Below are 18,905 nucleotides of genomic sequence, written 5' to 3'. Positions count from 1 at the left end.
TTATAACATGATGTGGTGGCGAGAGCGAAGAGGTCACACCTGTTCCCATGCCGAACACAGCAGTTAAGCTCTTCAGCGCCGATGGTAGTCGGGTCGATCCCCGTGAGAGTAGGACGCGGCCACGTCAATCTAAAAGCCTTGGATATTTCCAAGGCTTTTTTGTGTGAAGAAAAGAAAAATGATGTCACTCTCACCCGTAAGGACGCTGAAGGAGGAACGCTTTAGCATCTCTTATCATAGGGTATAAAGGAATTAGGAATGATGCCCAAATAAGTTGCTACTGGAATAAGATCAGTGATAAAATTTCAGCAAATCTCATAAAACTAAAACTTTTAATAATTAACAGGTATATTATTAATAGATTCGGAGATACTAAGGGTAAATTAAAGATAGTTCTCAGGGCAGAGAACACTTTGAGGAGGGCGCCCAATATGAAATCTACTGAAAGCTGCAGTATTTGTTCAAAGAAGACTGATGATGGTATTCACTTGCTTCAGGTCTATATTTGCCATTCGTGTGAGAAAGAAATGATAAACACTCCGTCTGATGACCCTAAATATCAATATTTTGTACAGCAAATGAATAAGGCACATCGTTCAGTTATTGTATCCTAGTTTTCAAGCCACTCTAAATGTGTAGAGTGGCTTTTTTCAATGATTAATAGAGAGTATGATAAACATAAGGGACAAGGGGGGAATCACATGAATCCAAGTCAACATAAAATGCCGCTTTATGAAGCACTACTCAATTTGAAGAAAGAAGAGTCTTATTCCTTTCACGTTCCGGGCCATAAATTTGGTACAGTCTTTTCAGAGAGTGGAAAAGAACTGTTTCAATCTATTTTAGAAGTGGACGCTACGGAAATTGCAGGTCTAGATGATTTACATGCAGCTAAAGGTGTAATTAAAGAGGCTCAGGAATTGGCAAGTCAATTTTTTGAGAGTGACGATACTTACTTTTTAGTTAACGGAACAACTTCAGGAATTTTAGCTGCAGTTCTGTCAGTTTGTCGTCCGGGGGATACGGTTATTGTTCAGCGGAACTGTCATAAATCTATTCTTCATGGCTTAGAATTAGCTGGAGCTCAGCCCGTGTTTTTGATGCCTGATTATGAGAAAGATACAGGACGTTACAGTGGAGTAAATGCAGAAATAATTAATGAAGCATTGAAGCAGCATTCGGAAGCTAGTGCAGTTTTTCTTACTTATCCAGATTACTTTGGCCGCGTTTTTGATATGAAAAGAGTATGCGAAGTTGTACATAACTATCATATTCCAGTGGTCGTCGATGAGGCTCACGGTGTCCATTTTAAATTAGGTCTGCCATTTCCACCTTCCGCGATAGACTTAGGCGGGGATTTAATTATTCAGTCTGCACACAAAATGGCTCCTGCCATGACCATGGCTTCCTATCTTCATGTGAAGGGGGAGAAGATAGATCAATCACGTCTTAATTATTACCTGCAAGTATTTCAATCTAGCAGTCCGTCCTATCCTCTGATGGCGAGCCTGGATTTAGCACGGCATTATCTGGCTTCCTTTACTCAAGCTGATAAAAGTAATTTGTTAACATACATCGATGGTCTTCGAAAGGTTTGGGCAGAGGCCTCTAGTTATTGGGGATTGCTACCGGGCGGATATTTGGATGACCCGCTAAAGCTTACGTTAGAGGCCCGCGGCGGTTTATCCGGATTTCAAGTAGCAGAAGTACTTGAGGCTCATCATCTGTATCCAGAACTTGCTACAGAAAAACAGGTGTTATTAACAATCGGGCTCACTCCAAATATGAATCTGCACAAACTGCATGAACGCCTGGAAGAGGTAAATTGCCAATTAAAAAAACAGCTGAAAAATGCTACAATAAGTGTAGATCAACCACTGTTTCCAAAGTTTCAAACTTTAGATATAGATTATGCGGAGATGTCGTTAAGATCTTCAGAATTTGTGGAGTGGAGGTATGCAGCCAACCGAATTTGTGCAGAGGCTGTAATACCCTATCCCCCAGGCATTCCTTTTATTCTAAAAGGGGAACGTGTCTCTAAGGAGCAGGTAAATGGTGTGAACGCGTTGCTTCGTCAAGGGGCAAGTTTTCAGAATGTGCATGTTGAACGTGGAATCTGGGTATTTTAAAGGAGAATTGTTGGTGAAGGGACTTTTTATTACATTTGAAGGCGGCGAGGGAGCCGGAAAATCAACCATACTTAAAATCGTTGGAGAGGAACTATCCGCAAAGGGATATTCTGTACTGGAAACGAGAGAACCCGGCGGTATTCAAATTGCTGAAAGAATACGAGACATCATTTTAGATACACATCATACGATGATGGATCCGAGAACAGAAGCTCTGCTTTATGCTGCTGCCCGCCGCCAGCACTTAGTGGAAAAAGTTCTGCCGGCGATGGAGGCTGGCTCCATTGTACTGTGTGACCGTTTCGTTGATTCGAGCCTGGCTTATCAAGGAGCTGCAAGAGGGTTAGGGATAGAAGAAGTACGGAAAATAAATGAATTTGCTATTGCAGGATGTATGCCAGATCTGACACTATTCTTTGATATAAAGCCAGAACAAGGATTAAAGAGAATTGCTCAGAATGAAAAACGGGAGAAGAACCGGCTGGATCTTGAGAAGCTTGAGTTTCATGAGAAGGTATATCAAGCTTACCATAGGCTCCTTGAACAAAACCCGGATCGAATGAAAGTAATAAATGCTGATCAAACAGTCAAACAGGTGAAGCGTGAGGCGATGCGGGAACTTGAATTATTTTTGTCATAAAGAATAATGGGATTCTGCTATAATGAGTAAAACGGTAATGGGAGGATGCATTTTAATGAAAATGATTATTGCGGTTGTTCAGGATAAAGACAGTAATCGTTTAAATGATGCATTGGCTGATAATCAATTTAAAACGACAAAACTATCGACAACAGGCGGATTTTTAAGAGAAGGAAATACCACCTTTATGATTGGGTGTGAGGATGAGCACGTTGATGATGCCTTAACAATCATTAAGAAAAATTGCAGTCAGCGTGATCAAATGGTTGCTCCGATTTCACCAATGGGCGGGAATGCAGATTCATACATTCCTAAGCCGGTGAAAGTGGAGGTAGGCGGTGCGACTGTATTTATTCTTCCGGTTGATTCTTTCTTTCAGTTTTAAGGGAAAGGGGTTATCGAAATGAAGATTACCCAGGAAATGCGCACCCAGCTCGATGCAGCTAAAAAGCAGCCGCCTCAGCAAATGAGTGGAAAGACAAACTTTAATCAAATCGTGCAAACTCAAACTCAGCAATTGCAGCAAGACCAACTTAACAAACTGTTGAAAAGTATTGCGGCCCAGGGTGAACGAGTGGCGAGGTTTCGTTCGTTTCGCGATCTTGCTAAATATAAGCGGTTGGTAAAAGATTTTGTTGAGGAATCTGTTCAGTATGGGATGAACCTTAAGCATAGTCATAGTTTTGATTGGCAGGGTCATAGTCGAAAGTTGACCATAGTGGAATCAGTTGACCAGAAGCTGGCAGAATTGACTGAATCTGTTATGGATCAGGAGAGGCAATCCATTGATATTCTGGGGCTTATCGGTGAAATCAAAGGGTTACTAATTAATTTATATACTTAAGGACGGAATCATTATGCAGTCATGGGGAGAAATGAAAGAAGTTCAACCGCTAGTAAGCCAAATGCTTATGAATAGTTTTAACAAAGGACGCATCTCGCATGCTTACTTGTTCCATGGAAACAAAGGAACAGGTAAGCGTGAGATGAGTATGCTTTTTGCTAAAAGCATTTTTTGTAAGCAGCGTAATGGGGCAGAACCATGTCTTGAATGCAGGGACTGTATACGAATTGATTCAGGGAATCATCCTGATCTTCACTGGGTAGAGCCTGATGGTCAATCTATAAAAAAAGAACAAATACTTAATTTACAAAAAGAATTTACGTATACGGGCTTAGAGTCAAATCGTAAAGTGTACATTATAGTCGATTCAGATAAAATGACGGTCAATGCATCAAACCGTTTACTCAAGTTCCTCGAGGAGCCCAGTCAGCAGACTACAGCGATGCTGTTGACAGAAAATAGTCAGGCTATGCTTGATACAATTAGATCACGTTGTCAACTGCTTTCTTTTCAGCCTCTCAATCAACTGAAAATCGCGGAAAGGCTGGAGGAACAGGGGGTCTCTCAGTCAAATGCAAAATTGCTGTCAGAGCTTACGAATAATTTGTCTGTGGCCCAGGAGTTAAATGACGATGAGTGGTTTGCTAATGTGCGAAAATTAGTGATACAATTAATTGAAGTGCTTCTAAATAAACCAAATGAAGGACTTTTATTTATCAACCATCAGTGGATGTCTCATTTTAAGGAGCGTCAACAGCTTCAGATGGGGTTGGACGTGCTAATGCTATGGTTTCACGATTTAATTCATTATGATTTGGACCGCGAAGATGCCATTGTTTTTGTGCAAGAGAAAGAGAAAAGGAACCAGGCTGCTTTAAGGTGGTCACGTCAATCCGCTGTGCAATCCTTGTCGTTCATTCTTGAGGCTAAACGAAAGATAAATCAGAATGTCCATCCTACTTTAGTGATGGAACAGCTTACACTTCAACTGCAGAGGTGATTATCAAGTGATCGAAGTTGTAGGTGTCCGATTCAAACAGGCGGGAAAGATCTATTATTTTGACCCCGGTGATTTAAAGATGACGACAGAAGATTACGTCATTGTCGAAACAGTCCGGGGAATTGAATTTGGTAAAGTTGTCATCGCTAATCGATCGGTCGATGAGGAAGATATTGTCTTACCTTTGAAAAAAGTAATCAGAATTGCTGATGATAAAGATAAATTGACTGTGGACGAGAACCATGACAATTCCCAAGAGGCCTACCGTGTATGTGAGATGAAGATACGTGAACATAAATTGGACATGAACTTAGTAGAAGTTGAATATACGTTTGACCGTAAGAAAGTTATTTTCTATTTCACAGCAGACGGTAGAGTAGACTTCCGTACGTTAGTAAAAGATTTGGCTTCAGTATTTAAAACACGAATTGAACTGCGCCAAATCGGTGTCCGGGATGAGGCCAAAATGCTTGGCGGTATCGGACCTTGCGGACGTATGCTATGCTGCTCCACCTTTTTAGGCGACTTTGAACCAGTGTCTATTAAAATGGCCAAGGATCAAAACTTGTCGTTAAATCCAGCTAAGATTTCAGGTCTATGCGGCCGCCTGATGTGCTGTTTGAAATACGAAAATGATGACTATGAAGCTGCTAAGAAAGAGCTTCCTGACATAGGTAGAAATGTTGCTACTTCCTTTGGTAAAGGGAAGGTTGTAGGGTTAAATATGCTGGAGCGAATCGTTCAAGTTGAATATAAAGAACAGGAACGTGTCCTTGAGTATTCCCTGCAGGAACTGATCGATGAAGGAGTCGTTCAAACCGAAGCCACAGAATAATGGGGTGGAATCAAGCGTGAACAAGAAAGCTATTTTTGAACAAGTATCACATTTAGAGTCACAAATTGGCGAGCTCTATGAGCAATTAGGTGACTTAAAGGCCCAACTTGCTTACTTACTAGAAGAAAACCAGCACTTATCGCTTGAAAACCATCATCTAAGGCAACGTTTGGATAAGGAAAACGAGCAAACAGAACAAACGTCACGGGGATCAAATCATGCGAAAGGAACAGTTGTTGGCGAAGGTTATGATAATTTAGCCAGACTGTATGAAGAAGGTTTTCATATTTGTAATTTGCATTTTGGCAGTCCACGTGACGAAGATTGTTTGTTTTGTCTGTCTTTTTTGAACAAGAAGAAATAAATTCGGTCCAGGCCTTTCCTTGCTCCACTCGAGGAAAGGCTTAATTTTTGGCCCCACAGGACGTGGGGGCGTTCGGCGTTGAAACAGGACGTTTCGATTTTAGCCGAACTTCTTTGAAGTCGAACTTCCTAACGAAAAAGACGAATGATGTATTGATGCAGCGGAGAAAATATGCGTAGACTCCTGCGGGAGGAAAGGCCTAGGTGAGACCCCGCAGTGCGTCAGCACAAGGGGACTCACCGGCCGCCCGCGGAAAGAGAAGTATATTTTCCGTAGCATGCACCGATCATAGTTTCTACTTAATAATCCCCCTTAAATTAATGATCGAATTGATTTTTCACAATAGAAAGGAATACATATATGGTTGTGTTAAAAGGTGATGAACGAATAGACTTTCTGTTAGCAGAAGAAAATATGAGAATTATCCAAAGTAAAGAAGTTTTTGCTTTCTCAATTGATGCTGTCTTATTAGCGCGCTTTACTTCAGTCCCAATAACCAGAGGGAAAATTCTGGACTTATGTACAGGCAATGGAGTGATCCCATTATTTCTTAGCCGAAGGTCGCAAGTAAAAATAACTGGTGTGGAAATTCAGGAGCGCTTATACGACATGGCTGTTAGAAATGTCCAGCTTAACCAGCTTGAAAACCGGCTTGAGATGATACATGCAGATTTAAAGGATATGCCGGCTCTAATAGGGAATGGGAAATTTGATCAAATTACGTGTAACCCGCCCTATTTTGCTACTCCTGTAACAGATAAAAGAAATATAAATGAACACTTGGCCATTGCCAGGCATGAAATTCATTGTTCACTTGAAGATGTGATAAAAGCCTGCAGCCGCTTATGTAAATCTGGCGGCAAGGTTTCAATAGTTCATCGTCCCGGAAGGATGATTGATTTGATCTCCCTTTTTCGAAAGTATCGCTTAGAACCGAAACGGATTCAACTCGTCTATCCTAAAAAGGGGAAAGAAGCAAATGTTTTACTTATTGAAGCCGCGCGTGACGGTAAACCTGATTTGAAAATTCTTCCGCCGCTGTACACTCACGATGAGGATGGCGAATATAGTCACGAATTCAGGGAGATTCTTTATGGGAAATAACCACTATGTGTACATGCTTCGTTGTAATGATGATACGCTTTATACAGGTTACACAAACGATTTAAAGGCAAGGATTGAAAAGCATACAGTGGGCAAAGGAGCCAAATACACGAGAGGACGGGGGCCATTTGCCTTAGTCTATTGTCAATCCTATGATTCAAAAACAGAAGCGATGCAAAAGGAATATAAAATTAAGAAAATGTCCAGAGTTGAGAAGGAAGAGTGGATTGTAAATCATCAAGGGGGAATGCTGGATGAATATTCAAAAAAGCTTCGCAGATGATAGACAGGCAGGCGAACTTTATATCGTGCCGACGCCGATTGGTAATTTAGATGATATGACTTATCGGGCCGTTACTGTGTTAGGCAAAGTGGATGTGATTGCTGCAGAAGATACAAGAAACACGAAGAAACTGCTCAACCATTTTGAGCTTTCCACTTCCCTGATCAGTTACCACGAGCATAATAAAATGACGCGAGGACCTCAACTTATTGATCGACTGAGCAATGGGGAAATGATCGCCATCGTAAGTGATGCTGGAATGCCGGGTATATCTGATCCGGGCTCTGATTTAGTCAGGTTAGCTCTAGATGAGGAGATTCCTGTCATTGTCCTGCCTGGAGCCAACGCCGCTCTGCCTGCTTTAGTAGGATCTGGTCTGCCGACAGACAGCTTTTATTATTATGGTTTTTTACCTAGGAAAAAGAAAGATCGGCTAGCAGAGTTAGAATTATTGCAAAATCAAAAATCGACTATTATTTTCTATGAATCGCCACACCGTTTAAAGGATATGCTGGCCCACGTACAAGAGCAGTTTGGAAATCGAAGGGCTGTGCTGGCCCGTGAGTTAACAAAACGTTATGAAGAATACGTACGCGGAACGTTGGAAGAAATATCAGAGTGGGCTGAGCACTCAGAGGTAAGGGGAGAGTTTTGTGTGGTTGTTGAAGGTACTACGCAAAATGAAGTGACGGATCCATTTTGGTGGAGTCATTTGTCAATTAACGAACATGTGGAGTACTATATTGAGGAAAAAGCTATGAAGAGTAAGGAAGCCATTAAGCAAACCTCTTTAGATCGTAAACTTTCAAAACGAGATGTCTATCAAATATATCACGTTGAGGAATAATAAAGCCCTAACTGTCAGGCCTGTTTCAGTTAGGGCTTCTTTGTGAGCATATGCCATCTTTATTAGTAAAAATTTGTTACATGCCAGTTGTCTGTTTATGTCTTTGTTTTATTTGTTTATATGGCTTTGAATTTCTTTGAGCAACATTTGTGCGCCTTCTTGGCTAAGCACTAAGTTACCATTTGCAAGTTTCATGTTGTCATCGGAAACTTCCCCTGTAACGTGACAAGTCATGTTAGGCTTATATTTCTTAAGAACGATACGATCATCATCAACGTAGATTTCTAGAGCATCCTTCTCGTTGATTCCAAGGGTGCGGCGAAGTTCAATTGGAATTACGACACGACCCAGCTCGTCTACTTTACGTACAATACCTGTAGATTTCATTTTTTTGCTCCCCTCACTCAAAAGTTATTCGTCATATTTCGACATATGTCTCGCAGTATATAATACCAACGATTCCCAAACATGTCAATTCTGAATATTTTGTCCTATTTCCATGCATAACGAGGAAATAACAACCAAAAATCCCTAGATCATCGGCCTGTTTACGTGCTAGGCAGGAACTAAGAATTCCAATAATGGATTTAATATCCAAGTTAAGAATTAATTACAGTTTACCAAAGTCATGATAGATGTAAAACAACTAAAAATAAATAGCTGCTCTATTTTTTGACATTTTATTAATTCATTCGGTATATTTGGAGGCTAGGAATGGAAATACAGAAAATATACAAAAAAAATGATACAATACACATTATACGTGGCGAAAAGTTGCCAATATGGCTGTGAAATAGAGGAGGGAGTAAGATGTCTGAGAATAAAAAGACATTTTATATTAGTACACCAATTTATTATCCAAGTGGAAACTTGCATATAGGTCACGCCTATACGACGGTAGCTGGTGATGCTATGGCTAGATATAAGCGTTTGCAAGGCTATGATGTAATGTACTTAACCGGGACGGATGAACATGGCCAGAAGATCCAGCGTAAAGCTGAAGAGAAAGGGGTTAGTTCCCAGGCTTATGTAGATGAGATCGTAAGCGGGATTAAAGACCTTTGGGACAAGCTGGATATTTCTTATGACGATTTTATCCGTACCACACAGGAGCGCCATAAGGTCGTAGTAGCGAAAATCTTCGACTATCTTATGGAGAAAGGGGATATCTACCTTGATGAATATGAAGGGTGGTATTGTACCCCATGTGAGTCGTTCTTTACTGAACGTCAGCTGGATGAAGGGCACTGTCCAGATTGCGGCGGTCCTGTTGAAAAAGTAAAAGAAGAATCGTATTTCTTTAGAATGAGTAAATATGTTGACCAGCTTCTTGAGTTTTATGAGAATAATCCTACATTCATTCAGCCCGAAAGCCGTAAGAATGAAATGATTAATAACTTTATTAAACCAGGGCTTGAGGACCTGGCCGTATCAAGAACAACATTTGACTGGGGCGTTCAAGTGCCGGGTAACGAGAAGCATGTGATTTATGTATGGATTGATGCGTTAAGCAACTATATTTCAGCTCTTGGCTTTGGAAGTGATGACGAGGAGTTGTATAAGAAGTACTGGCCGGCGGATGTGCACTTGGTTGGAAAAGAAATAGTTCGTTTCCATACAATTTATTGGCCAATTATGCTAATGGCACTGGACCTGCCGCTGCCAAAGAAAGTATTTGCTCATGGCTGGATCTTAATGAAAGACGGGAAGATGTCTAAATCAAAAGGAAATGTCGTTGATCCTGTTCAATTAAGTGATCGTTATGGACTTGATGCGCTTCGGTATTATTTACTACGTGAGGTGCCATTCGGTTCTGATGGGGTCTTCACGCCGGAAGCGTTTGTGGAACGGACAAACTATGATTTAGCAAACGATCTAGGCAACTTGTTGAACCGTACGGTGGCCATGATCAGTAAATATTTTAATGGTGAGGTCCCGGCCCTTTCACTATCAGAAGATGAGTTTGATGCCAATCTTGAGAAATTAGCAGAAGAAACTCGCGTATCTGTTGAACACTCATTAGAAAATATGGAGTTCTCTGTTGCTTTGGCAGACTTATGGAAACTTGTCAGCCGGACAAATAAATATATTGATGAGACACAACCTTGGATTTTGGCTAAAGATGATAATAAAAAAGCACGCTTAGGGAATGTGATGGCCCATCTGGCTGAGTCTTTACGACACATAGGAGTCATGCTTCAACCATTCTTGACACATACGCCTGAGAAAATCTTCAAACAACTAGGAATAAATCAAGGTGAGTGGAAGCAGTGGGACAGCATTACTGAGTTTAAGGGACTTCCCCAAGGTACGACCGTACAGAAGGATGAGCCAATTTTCCCTCGGTTGGACGCAGAGGAAGAAATTCAAATTATTAAGGATATGATGAAAAAACCAACTCCTGAAAAGGTCGAAAAGAAAGAAGAGAAGCAAAATCAACAGGACCAGCTTAAAGAAATAACGATGGATGACTTTATGAAACTGGATTTTCGTGTTGCCGAAGTCATAAAGGCAGAAAAAGTAAAGAAAGCTGACAAGCTGCTCAAGTTGCAATTAGACCTTGGCGGGGAGAAGCGCCAAGTGGTGTCAGGTATTGCAGAACATTACGAGGAAGATGCGCTCATAGGAAGAAAGGTTATTTGTATTACAAACTTAAAGCCTGTGAAACTTCGCGGTGAACTGTCGCAGGGTATGATTTTAGCTGGGGAAGATGAGCAAGGGAAACTTGCTTTAGCTTCGATCGATCAAACCATTGAGAATGGGACAAAAGTTAAGTAAGCAAAGAAGGAAGGGGGAGCAGGGAATTGACGCTTCCCCTTTGCTTTTACAGGTAACAAAGGAGGCATTGATCATGTTGTTTGATACACATGTGCATTTGAATGCAGACCAATTTACAGAGGATCTTGAGGAAACGATCACACGGGCGACAGATGCAGGAGTTACCTACATGACGGTAGTGGGCTTCGACCGAAAAACGATTCCCGCAGCTATTAAAATTGCGGAAGATCATGAGCATATTTATGCAGCGGTGGGCTGGCATCCAGTTGATGCAATTGATATGACAGATGAAGATCTTGACTGGATTGAAGAACTTTCCGCCCATCCTAAGGTAGTCGCTATTGGGGAGATGGGGCTTGATTATCATTGGGATAAGTCTCCGGCAGAGATTCAAAAAGAGGTATTTCGCAAACAAATTAAATTAGCCAAAAAAGTAAACATGCCTATCATCATCCATAACCGAGAAGCGACTGAAGATATTGTCGAGATCTTACGAGAAGAGAATGCTGCAGAAGTTGGAGGAATTATGCATTGCTATAGCGGCCCAGTTGAAATAGCCAGGGCATGTATTGATATGAACTTTATGATCTCCTTAGGAGGTCCAGTTACTTTCAAGAACGCTAAACTGCCAAAAGAGGTAGCTCAAGCTATTGACCTTGACCATTTACTTGTCGAAACAGATTGTCCATTCCTTGCCCCGCATCCGAATCGGGGAAAACGGAATGAACCTGCTTACGTCAAGCTTGTGGCGGAGCAAATTGCTGAATTAAAGGGACTGACTTATGAAGAGGTTAGTCAACAGACAATGAAGAACGCCCTCGATTTCTTCCGAATTAAGTCATGATAAAGAGGACTTTTAGATTAATATTACAAACAAACGGTGAAAATGTATGGGAATTGTAACATGTTTGTTATGTTAATTTCATAGGTACAAGTGCATAATGATAAGAGTCAGCTACTATTAGCTGGCTTCTTTTTTTTATGAAACTGTATTTTGTGACATCATTTTGTCATATTCACTATAAGTCAACGCATGCTTAAAGAAGGAGGAAGGGGAGAATGAAAAACGTTAAATCAGTACTGTGTTCAGCTCTGGTTTGGACATTTGTAATTTCAACCTTGAGTATCACCTTTCTAGGGTTCGTTATGTATGAAGCCACAAAAGCTTCGGTACAGGTTACCACGGATGGTGAGCAGCAACTCGTTCGCACTCATGCCGATACGATCGAAGGATTACTGGCAGAACTCAATGTAACATTAGAACCTCATGATCGGTTGTCACACGAGTTATCACAACCTATTACATATGGTATGGATATAGAATATACCCAATCAAAAACTATTAACCTAGCTGTTGGTAAAGAAGCAAACCGTTTTCACACGACTGCAGCAACAGTTGGTGAATTTCTTAATGATCAGCAATTGGAACTAAAGGATCGGGATTACATATCACACGACATGGCATCACCCATTAAAGACGGAATGAAGCTTGAAGTGAAGAAGGCCGTTCAAGTAACGTTTAATAACGGTGGTGAGAAGCAAAAGATTTGGACTACAGCTTCTACTGTTAACGATTTTTTAAACAAACAGAACGTTACGTTAGATGAAATGGATCAGTTAAATGTATCTAAAACGGATAAAGTTCACTCTGACATTCCTATATCAATTACACGGATTGAAAAAGTAAAAGATGTTGTCGAGGAAGAAGTTGAGTACACGGTAATCACCCGTAAAGATGATTCTATTCCTAAAGGGGAAGAGCGTATTATTTCTGACGGAGAAGTTGGTTTAGTCACGAAAGAATATGAAGTCACCATTACGAACGGTGAAGAAACAAATCGGGAGTTAGTGAAAGAGACGGTAGAAAGGGAAAGTCAGGATCAAATTGTTGCCCTGGGAACAAAGACGGAAGCGCCAAAGGCGGAACCGAACCATGTGACAGCCTCTGCCGACAAAGCTAAGGCTTCTCAAGAGCCGGCAGTAACAAATGTCGTAGCAACGAGTACAACTTCTGATACGTCAACGACTCCATCAAGAAGCAGCGATAGCGGGGCTAAGACGCTTTATATGAAGGCTACCGCCTATTCAGCGAACTGTCCTGGATGCTCAGGTATCACTGCTACAGGAATTAATCTGAAGGAGAACCCTGATAAGAAAGTGATTGCTGTAGACCCGAGTGTCATTCCTTTAGGAAGCCGTGTCTGGGTGGAAGGCTATGGCTATGCAGTGGCAGGAGACACAGGCGGAGCTATTCAAGGGAACAAGATCGATGTGTTTATCCCTTCAAAAAGTGAAGCTGGCAGCTTCGGGCATCGAACTGTACAGGTTAAAATATTGGAGTAAAAGTCGAAGCAGAGGTTGTTCCCTCTGCTTTTTTCTGTTTTGTACTCGTGGTATGCTAAGTAAGGTTATAAGGAGACATATACTGGAGGAAGATAGCTTTTGAGGATAAAAGAAGTTATTGTTGTTGAAGGAAAAGACGATACAGCAAAGGTTCGTCAGGCTGTTAGTGCAGATACCATTGAAACGAATGGATCTGCTATAGATCGATATGTAATTGAACAAATTAGGCATGCTAAGGAGAAACGTGGAGTTATTATTTTCACTGACCCGGACTATCCCGGGGAGAGAATCAGACATATTGTGGATCAGCAGGTGAAGGGATGTAAGCATGCCTTTCTTCCGAAGGACCATGCAAGAGCGAGGAAAGATCGGGGCGTCGGTATTGAACATGCTTCCCTTGAACATATTAGACAGGCATTATCATTAGTATATGAGCTGAGTGATCCCGCGTTAAGCGAGATCAATAAAGATGACCTGATTGCTTTTGGCTTAATAGGCGGCCCCTCTGCCGGCAGAAGGCGTGAGAAGTTAGGGAACCGGCTTCACATAGGAAAGACAAATGGCAAGCAGCTTTTACGCCGCCTTAATATGTTTCACATTACGAAAGATCAGCTTGGTACGGCCATGAATCAGATTATCCAGGAGGAGAAGAATGAACAGTAAAGCTGTAGCTACACCCAGACGTACAAAGGAAATCCTTGACACATATGGTTTTTCTTTTAAAAAGAGCTTAGGCCAAAATTTCATTATTGATGTCAATATACTGAAGAACATAATAGAACATGCAGAAATCGATCAAAACGCCGGCGCCATTGAAATTGGGCCGGGAATTGGAGCTTTGACCGAACAACTGGCTCAGTATGCAGACAAGGTGGTGGCGTTTGAAATCGATCAGCGTTTATTGCCGATCTTAGGTGACAGCCTCTCCCCTTATAATAATGTTGAAATAATCAATCAAGACATTTTAAAGGCCGACGTAAAAGAGGTTATTGAGGATCAATTCAGTTCAGGTCAAGGGGTGAAAGTGGTTGCTAACCTTCCTTACTATATTACCACCCCTATACTAATGAAGCTGTTGATGGATCGTCTGCCAATCGACAGTATAACGGTGATGATCCAGAAGGAAGTCGCTGATCGGATGGCGGCCGTGCCTAATACCAAAAGTTATGGATCTTTATCGATAGCGGTTCAATATTATACGGAAGCTCAGATCGCTATGAATGTACCTAAGACCGTGTTTATGCCACAACCGAATGTCGATTCGTCTGTCCTCCATTTGAAAATGAGAACGGAACCGCCTGTAAATGTAGAGGATGAAGACTTTTTCTTTGAATTAGTGAAGGCCTCGTTTGGCCAGCGGAGAAAAACATTAATCAATAACTTAGCCCGTCATTTTAAAGGGAAAATGGATAAGGCTGATATCCAGGCACACCTGGAAAAGGCCGGGATTGATCCTAAGCGGCGTGGGGAATCCTTATCGATGGAAGAATTCGCCTTGTTAGCTAGGCACCTTAACTAAAGTCACACGATCTAACTCCCCACATACACTAACGTAGTGCTAGCTGTGAGGTGGGGAAATAAATGCTAACCAACGGAGATCTTGTGACAAGGAAGTCTTACAATCATGATATTTTGTTTCGTGTAAAATCAACGAATGGAAATCTGGTCAAGTTAATGGGGGAAGATATTCGTTTAGAAGCGGATGCCCCATCAAATGATTTACAAAAAGTATCGGGAACCGAATATCACAAGCGTAAGTCTCATATTGATAAACAAGAGGCTTATTCTTATCGCTTGTTTCGGCAGGATTATCGCCTCTTAAGGGAAAAAAGGGAGGCAGAGGCCGGGAGCGGCTATGGTGACAGCAGTGAAGAACCAAATTACTTTCAAATACCCCCGCGCATTCTCCATATTGATGGCGATCCATTGTTTTTAAAGAAATGTATTCAATTGTATGAACAGCTAGGGTTACAAGTTCATGGGCAATATTTACAAGAAAAGGAAATGCCGGAGAAGGTCTTAGCTTTAGTGGAAAAGATTCAGCCTGAAATTGTCGTAATCACTGGTCACGATTCCTTTTCCAAGACAAAGGGATCAATTCGTGAGTTGGATTCATATCGTAATTCGCGCTATTTTGTTGAATCTGTCCGAAGTATACGCCAAAAATACCCCCACTTTGACCAGCTTGTTATTTTCGCGGGAGCCTGTCAGTCACATTTTGAATCATTAATAAGGGCTGGGGCTAATTTTGCCAGCTCACCAGCCAGGGTAAACATTCATGCCATCGACCCTGTTTATGTTGCAGCACGTATAGCCTACACATCGTTCGTGGACCATATCAATATTTGGGAAGTCATTCGAAATACAATCAGTGGGGAGAAAGGAATGGGCGGAGTAGAAACACGCGGCCTGTTGCGAATTGGAATTCCTTACTCTAAAGATGCTGAAGAACGACTTTAAAAGAGGTGCTGAATGGTGATTCCGCACCTTTTTACTCATTCATTAACGGTTAACACATATTTTCCCTTAAATTGGATATGATAAACAATATCAAGTTTTACAGGTTATTGTATTGACATTGAATTTACCATACTGGTATAATTAAATATTTTATTTGACTTTATCCGTAAACCGTGTTATATTTTTAATAGTGAGGTGGAGTGTAGTGGCTAAAACGTTAGTAGAAATCAAGCAGTCCCTTGAAGGGCAAATTGGAAAACGTTTAACATTAAAAGCAAACGGCGGCCGTCGGAAGACGATTGAGCGTTCCGGTGTTCTTGCGGAAACGTATCCAGCCGTTTTTATTGTTGAATTAGACCAAGAAGAAAATGCTTTCGAACGTGTATCTTATAGTTATGCAGATGTACTCACAGAAACGGTCGAATTAAACTTCGATGATCTATCGACGATGGCTATGGAGCAGTAACCTCTTCTTGAGGTTGCTGCTTTTCTTATTTTACGAAAAAAACTTAGTTTTACCCTAGAAACAGTTACCAGTCTTACATACATATGCCGGAATGAAAAAAAGTGCACATCATATACTAACCTTGTCGTAGCTAAGTGAGGCGAAAGGAGCTGAAGACGATGGGACGCAGAAGAAGTATGATGTCCGATTCGTTGAAAGAAGAAATCGCAAAAGAGCTTGGATTTTACGACAAAGTGCAAAGTGATGGTTGGGGTGGGATTACAACCCGCGATGCAGGTAATATGGTAAAGCGAGCCATTCAGATGGCAGAAGAACAAATGAAAAAAGATCAGTTTTAGGCTGAAACTGTCTCTCCAGCACTTATAAGTGCTGGAGGTTTTTTTATAATAAGGGTCCATGACCGTCTTCTACGCTTTTTGTTATGATATGGTACAATGCTTTTTAGAGAATATGTGAGAAGTGGGTGTAGGATATGGAAATTTTGGAGAAGGCCCCGGCCAAAATTAATTTATCATTGGATGTATTATATAAACGGGAAGACGGCTTTCATGAAGTGGAAATGGTCATGACAACCGTAGATCTGGCAGATCGAATTGAGTTGTCGACGTTAAGCAGTGGTATTATTCGCGTTGAATCGGAAAGCCGCTTTGTACCTAATGATGAACGGAACCTTGCTTATCGTGCTGCGAAACTTATGAAAGATCATTACAAAATTAAAGAAGGCGTAAGGATTTTTATAGAAAAGAATATTCCGGTAGCAGCCGGGCTTGCTGGCGGCAGCAGTGATGCTGCTGCTGTACTAAGAGGTGTAAATGAAATCTGGGGAATAGGGGCAAGTTTAGACGAGCTTGCTGAGTTGGGTGCAAAAATAGGCTCTGATGTTTCATTCTGCGTGTATGGGGGCACAGCTTTAGCTAAAGGTCGTGGGGAACAAATTCTGGAATTACCGTCCCCCCCACCTTGCTGGGTTGTGCTTGCTAAGCCTACGATTGGGGTTTCCACTCAAACCATTTATCAAGGGTTCAACCCAAAAACAGCCTCCCACCCGGACACTGTAGGAATGATAAATGCTTTGAGACGGGGAGACTTCGATGCGATCTGTGGACACGTCGGGAATGCTTTAGAAGGAGTAACGATGAAGTTACACCCTGAAGTGAATCAAATTAAAGAACAAATGCGGCAGGCAGGAGCTGATGCCGTGTTGATGAGTGGAAGTGGTCCTACTGTTTTTGCTTTGGTAGGTCAGGATGCGAGAGCCCAACGGATTTATAATAGTCTAAAGGGATTTTGTACTGAGGTCTACGTCGTAAGAATGTTAGGGAATCGGGAAATGACTTGATGAAATCCGTACAAATCTGATATATTGTAATAATAACATTCGGATTTTAGAGGTGGCTTTTCATGAAAAGAAGTGAACGATTAGTTGTCATGACGCACTATGTGTTGGATCGTCCTCGTGAATTAGTTTCTCTTCCTTTTTTATCAGAGAAATATGAAGCGGCAAAATCTTCCATCAGCGAGGATTTAGGAATTATGAATAAAATGTTTCGCCAAGAAGGAATTGGTTATCTGGAAACTGTTTCTGGTGCTGCAGGAGGAGTGAAGTATATTCCTGCTTATTCTAAGGATTACAGCCATCAATTTGTACATGAACTTTGTGAACGACTTGAAGATCCAGCCAGGCTGCTTCCAGGCGGATACTTGTTTATGAGCGATATTCTGGCTGAACCTGATACGGTCCGTACGATTGGCCGTTTGTTTGCTTCGGCATTTGCAGATAAAGAAATTGATGCGGTTATGACCGTGGCAACGAAAGGAATTCCGTTGGCCTATGCTGTGGCTTCTTATTTGAATGTTCCAGTGGTTATTGTACGTCGCGATCCTAAAGTTACTGAAGGGTCTACGGTCAGCATCAACTACGTTTCGGGATCAACAAGGAAAATTCAGACCATGGTTCTGACAAAGCGCTCGCTGGCAGAAGGATCAAAAGTATGTATTATTGATGATTTCATGAAAGCTGGCGGGACTATCAATGGTATGAAGAACTTATTGACTGAATTCAATGCGGAAGTAGCGGGCATTGGAGTATTAGCTGAAGCAGAAGATGAAGAAGAAGATCGTGTAGTGGATGATTACATTTCACTGGTCCAAATCATGAATGTGGATGACCGGGATGCAAAAATTGAGGTGCGTGCTGGAAATCTCCTGAATCGAATTGAATGAACTGACCCTTTGAGAAGAAAGTCTCATCTGTTGCAGTGACGGCTTTCTTTTTTCATACATAAGAACTGAAACGGGCTTCATAATTAAATCTTTAAATTTTTTTAGAAATAAGCAGGAATTTTTCCCGATATGTGGAATTATTCTAGTAAGTTCTTTTTTGGGAAAAGGTGGTGAATGATAATGGAAGTAACTGACGTAAGACTGCGACGCGTAAATACCGAAGGAAGAATGCGAGCAATTGCTTCTATTACCTTAGATCAGGAGTTTGTTGTCCATGACATACGGGTGATTGATGGCAACAATGGTCTCTTTGTGGCTATGCCTAGTAAACGGACACCTGACGGGGAATTTCGGGATATTGCCCATCCGATCAATTCTGGTACACGTGGGAAGATTCAAGACGCTGTACTTAATGAATACCACAAAGCTGGTGAAATTGATACGGAAGTAGAGTATGAAGAAGCAGGTGCCTCTTAAAACTTGTGAAAAAAGAAGCCGGATCTCGTTTCAAAGAGAACCGGCTTCTTTTTGTTTTTGCATAAATCTTAGAGGCGGAAATTCTTCAGTTTCGGAGCGCGTCAAGATTAAT

General features: G+C 41.4%; 23 protein-coding genes and 1 rRNA gene. 23 read left to right on the top strand and 1 reads right to left on the bottom strand.

Annotation, left to right across the window (positions count from 1 at the left end; genetic code table 11):
• Positions 1-11: 11 nt before the first annotated feature.
• The 12 genes from rrf to rsmI all read left to right on the top strand — a co-directional run bounded on the left by rrf (position 12) and on the right by rsmI (position 8,046).
• Positions 12-125, top strand: a 5S ribosomal RNA gene (gene rrf / locus B5354_RS00315).
• A 306-nt stretch (positions 126-431) separates the two neighbouring features.
• Positions 432-614 (top strand): sigma factor G inhibitor Gin, encoded by a 183-nt coding sequence (locus B5354_RS00310; protein ID WP_079524864.1) that lies wholly within the window; start codon positions 432-434, stop codon positions 612-614.
• 87 nt (positions 615-701) lie between these two features.
• Positions 702-2,129, top strand: coding sequence for an aminotransferase class I/II-fold pyridoxal phosphate-dependent enzyme (locus tag B5354_RS00305; protein WP_079524862.1), 1,428 nt, complete (start codon positions 702-704; stop codon positions 2,127-2,129).
• A gap of 13 nt (positions 2,130-2,142) precedes the next feature.
• Positions 2,143-2,769, top strand: coding sequence for a dTMP kinase (tmk, locus tag B5354_RS00300; protein WP_079524860.1), 627 nt, complete (start codon positions 2,143-2,145; stop codon positions 2,767-2,769).
• A gap of 55 nt (positions 2,770-2,824) precedes the next feature.
• Positions 2,825-3,154, top strand: coding sequence for a cyclic-di-AMP receptor (locus B5354_RS00295; protein WP_079524858.1), 330 nt, complete (start codon positions 2,825-2,827; stop codon positions 3,152-3,154).
• An 18-nt stretch (positions 3,155-3,172) separates the two neighbouring features.
• Positions 3,173-3,613, top strand: coding sequence for a YaaR family protein (locus B5354_RS00290; RefSeq protein WP_079524857.1), 441 nt, complete (start codon positions 3,173-3,175; stop codon positions 3,611-3,613).
• A 13-nt stretch (positions 3,614-3,626) separates the two neighbouring features.
• Complete coding sequence (gene holB, locus B5354_RS00285; RefSeq protein ID WP_079524855.1) at positions 3,627-4,613, top strand: DNA polymerase III subunit delta'; 987 nt, start codon at positions 3,627-3,629, stop codon at positions 4,611-4,613.
• 7 nt (positions 4,614-4,620) lie between these two features.
• Complete coding sequence (locus tag B5354_RS00280) at positions 4,621-5,448, top strand: PSP1 domain-containing protein (RefSeq protein WP_079524853.1); 828 nt, start codon at positions 4,621-4,623, stop codon at positions 5,446-5,448.
• A 16-nt stretch (positions 5,449-5,464) separates the two neighbouring features.
• Complete coding sequence (gene yabA, locus B5354_RS00275) at positions 5,465-5,812, top strand: DNA replication initiation control protein YabA (RefSeq protein WP_139377022.1); 348 nt, start codon at positions 5,465-5,467, stop codon at positions 5,810-5,812.
• 360 nt (positions 5,813-6,172) lie between these two features.
• Positions 6,173-6,916 (top strand): tRNA1(Val) (adenine(37)-N6)-methyltransferase, encoded by a 744-nt coding sequence (locus B5354_RS00270; protein ID WP_079524850.1) that lies wholly within the window; start codon positions 6,173-6,175, stop codon positions 6,914-6,916.
• Positions 6,906-7,199, top strand: coding sequence for a GIY-YIG nuclease family protein (locus B5354_RS00265; RefSeq protein WP_079524849.1), 294 nt, complete (start codon positions 6,906-6,908; stop codon positions 7,197-7,199). The genes B5354_RS00270 and B5354_RS00265 overlap by 11 nt, the downstream gene beginning before the upstream one ends.
• The gene (gene rsmI / locus B5354_RS00260; RefSeq protein WP_079524847.1) at positions 7,171-8,046 is read left to right on the top strand and encodes a 16S rRNA (cytidine(1402)-2'-O)-methyltransferase; all 876 of its coding nucleotides are present in this window, start codon (positions 7,171-7,173) and stop codon (positions 8,044-8,046) included. Before B5354_RS00265 ends, rsmI begins: the two co-directional genes overlap by 29 nt.
• Positions 8,047-8,154: 108 nt before the next feature.
• On the opposite strand, the gene B5354_RS00255 is transcribed toward rsmI, so the two are convergent.
• A complete protein-coding gene (locus B5354_RS00255) occupies positions 8,155-8,433 on the bottom strand; it encodes a transition state genes transcriptional regulator AbrB (protein ID WP_079524845.1) in 279 nt (92 codons plus the stop codon).
• Positions 8,434-8,856: 423 nt separating this feature from the next.
• Here B5354_RS00255 and metG point away from each other — a divergent pair, with 423 nt between their 5' ends.
• From metG to spoVG, 11 genes are all read left to right on the top strand, one after another.
• Complete coding sequence (metG, locus tag B5354_RS00250; protein WP_079524843.1) at positions 8,857-10,824, top strand: methionine--tRNA ligase; 1,968 nt, start codon at positions 8,857-8,859, stop codon at positions 10,822-10,824.
• 73 nt (positions 10,825-10,897) lie between these two features.
• A complete protein-coding gene (locus tag B5354_RS00245; protein ID WP_079524841.1) occupies positions 10,898-11,668 on the top strand; it encodes a TatD family hydrolase in 771 nt (256 codons plus the stop codon).
• A 215-nt stretch (positions 11,669-11,883) separates the two neighbouring features.
• Positions 11,884-13,167: a ubiquitin-like domain-containing protein gene (locus B5354_RS20795; protein ID WP_079524839.1), complete on the top strand. Its 1,284-nt coding sequence runs from the start codon at positions 11,884-11,886 to the stop codon at positions 13,165-13,167.
• 99 nt (positions 13,168-13,266) lie between these two features.
• A complete protein-coding gene (gene rnmV, locus B5354_RS00235; RefSeq protein WP_079524838.1) occupies positions 13,267-13,830 on the top strand; it encodes a ribonuclease M5 in 564 nt (187 codons plus the stop codon).
• The gene (rsmA, locus tag B5354_RS00230) at positions 13,820-14,686 is read left to right on the top strand and encodes a 16S rRNA (adenine(1518)-N(6)/adenine(1519)-N(6))-dimethyltransferase RsmA (protein WP_079524836.1); all 867 of its coding nucleotides are present in this window, start codon (positions 13,820-13,822) and stop codon (positions 14,684-14,686) included. Before rnmV ends, rsmA begins: the two co-directional genes overlap by 11 nt.
• 62 nt (positions 14,687-14,748) lie before the next feature.
• Positions 14,749-15,627, top strand: coding sequence for a sporulation peptidase YabG (yabG, locus tag B5354_RS00225; protein WP_079524834.1), 879 nt, complete (start codon positions 14,749-14,751; stop codon positions 15,625-15,627).
• A 205-nt stretch (positions 15,628-15,832) separates the two neighbouring features.
• Complete coding sequence (gene veg, locus B5354_RS00220; RefSeq protein ID WP_079524832.1) at positions 15,833-16,093, top strand: biofilm formation stimulator Veg; 261 nt, start codon at positions 15,833-15,835, stop codon at positions 16,091-16,093.
• A 158-nt stretch (positions 16,094-16,251) separates the two neighbouring features.
• Positions 16,252-16,431, top strand: a complete 180-nt coding sequence (locus tag B5354_RS00215) for a small, acid-soluble spore protein, alpha/beta type (RefSeq protein ID WP_079524830.1) — start codon at positions 16,252-16,254, stop codon at positions 16,429-16,431.
• Between the two features lie 134 nt (positions 16,432-16,565).
• Entirely contained in the window at positions 16,566-17,432 is an 867-nt protein-coding gene (gene ispE / locus B5354_RS00210; protein WP_079524828.1) for a 4-(cytidine 5'-diphospho)-2-C-methyl-D-erythritol kinase, read from the top strand.
• 62 nt (positions 17,433-17,494) lie between these two features.
• A complete protein-coding gene (gene purR, locus B5354_RS00205) occupies positions 17,495-18,316 on the top strand; it encodes a pur operon repressor (RefSeq protein ID WP_079524826.1) in 822 nt (273 codons plus the stop codon).
• 180 nt (positions 18,317-18,496) lie between these two features.
• Positions 18,497-18,793 carry a septation regulator SpoVG gene (spoVG, locus tag B5354_RS00200; protein ID WP_079524823.1) on the top strand — a complete coding sequence of 99 codons (297 nt, stop codon included), beginning with the start codon at positions 18,497-18,499 and terminating at the stop codon, positions 18,791-18,793.
• Positions 18,794-18,905 lie beyond the last annotated feature (112 nt).

Origin of the sequence: Halobacillus hunanensis, from assembly GCF_900166655.1 — a bacterium.
GTDB classification, from domain to species: Bacteria; Bacillota; Bacilli; order Bacillales; family Halobacillaceae; genus Halobacillus_A; species Halobacillus_A hunanensis.
Note: the sequence above shows the minus strand (reverse complement) of the source record. Positions and strands in the feature narration are given on the sequence as shown.

Excerpts from the sequence above, each read along its gene's own strand:
- B5354_RS00310 (WP_079524864.1), top strand. The coding sequence starts at position 432 with ATGAAATCTACTGAAAGCTGCAGTATTTGTTCAAAGAAGACTGATGAT.
- B5354_RS00255 (WP_079524845.1), bottom strand. The coding sequence starts at position 8,433 with ATGAAATCTACAGGTATTGTACGTAAAGTAGACGAGCTGGGTCGTGTC.
- B5354_RS00245 (WP_079524841.1), top strand. The coding sequence starts at position 10,898 with ATGTTGTTTGATACACATGTGCATTTGAATGCAGACCAATTTACAGAG.
- B5354_RS00290 (WP_079524857.1), top strand. The coding sequence starts at position 3,173 with ATGAAGATTACCCAGGAAATGCGCACCCAGCTCGATGCAGCTAAAAAG.
- metG (WP_079524843.1), top strand. The coding sequence starts at position 8,857 with ATGTCTGAGAATAAAAAGACATTTTATATTAGTACACCAATTTATTAT.
- ispE (WP_079524828.1), top strand. The coding sequence starts at position 16,566 with ATGGAAATTTTGGAGAAGGCCCCGGCCAAAATTAATTTATCATTGGAT.
- rsmA (WP_079524836.1), top strand. The coding sequence starts at position 13,820 with ATGAACAGTAAAGCTGTAGCTACACCCAGACGTACAAAGGAAATCCTT.
- rsmI (WP_079524847.1), top strand. The coding sequence starts at position 7,171 with ATGAATATTCAAAAAAGCTTCGCAGATGATAGACAGGCAGGCGAACTT.
- B5354_RS00270 (WP_079524850.1), top strand. The coding sequence starts at position 6,173 with ATGGTTGTGTTAAAAGGTGATGAACGAATAGACTTTCTGTTAGCAGAA.
- holB (WP_079524855.1), top strand. The coding sequence starts at position 3,627 with ATGCAGTCATGGGGAGAAATGAAAGAAGTTCAACCGCTAGTAAGCCAA.
- yabG (WP_079524834.1), top strand. The coding sequence starts at position 14,749 with ATGCTAACCAACGGAGATCTTGTGACAAGGAAGTCTTACAATCATGAT.
- purR (WP_079524826.1), top strand. The coding sequence starts at position 17,495 with ATGAAAAGAAGTGAACGATTAGTTGTCATGACGCACTATGTGTTGGAT.
- B5354_RS00295 (WP_079524858.1), top strand. The coding sequence starts at position 2,825 with ATGAAAATGATTATTGCGGTTGTTCAGGATAAAGACAGTAATCGTTTA.
- B5354_RS00305 (WP_079524862.1), top strand. The coding sequence starts at position 702 with ATGAATCCAAGTCAACATAAAATGCCGCTTTATGAAGCACTACTCAAT.
- B5354_RS00265 (WP_079524849.1), top strand. The coding sequence starts at position 6,906 with ATGGGAAATAACCACTATGTGTACATGCTTCGTTGTAATGATGATACG.
- spoVG (WP_079524823.1), top strand. The coding sequence starts at position 18,497 with ATGGAAGTAACTGACGTAAGACTGCGACGCGTAAATACCGAAGGAAGA.
- B5354_RS00215 (WP_079524830.1), top strand. The coding sequence starts at position 16,252 with ATGGGACGCAGAAGAAGTATGATGTCCGATTCGTTGAAAGAAGAAATC.
- B5354_RS20795 (WP_079524839.1), top strand. The coding sequence starts at position 11,884 with ATGAAAAACGTTAAATCAGTACTGTGTTCAGCTCTGGTTTGGACATTT.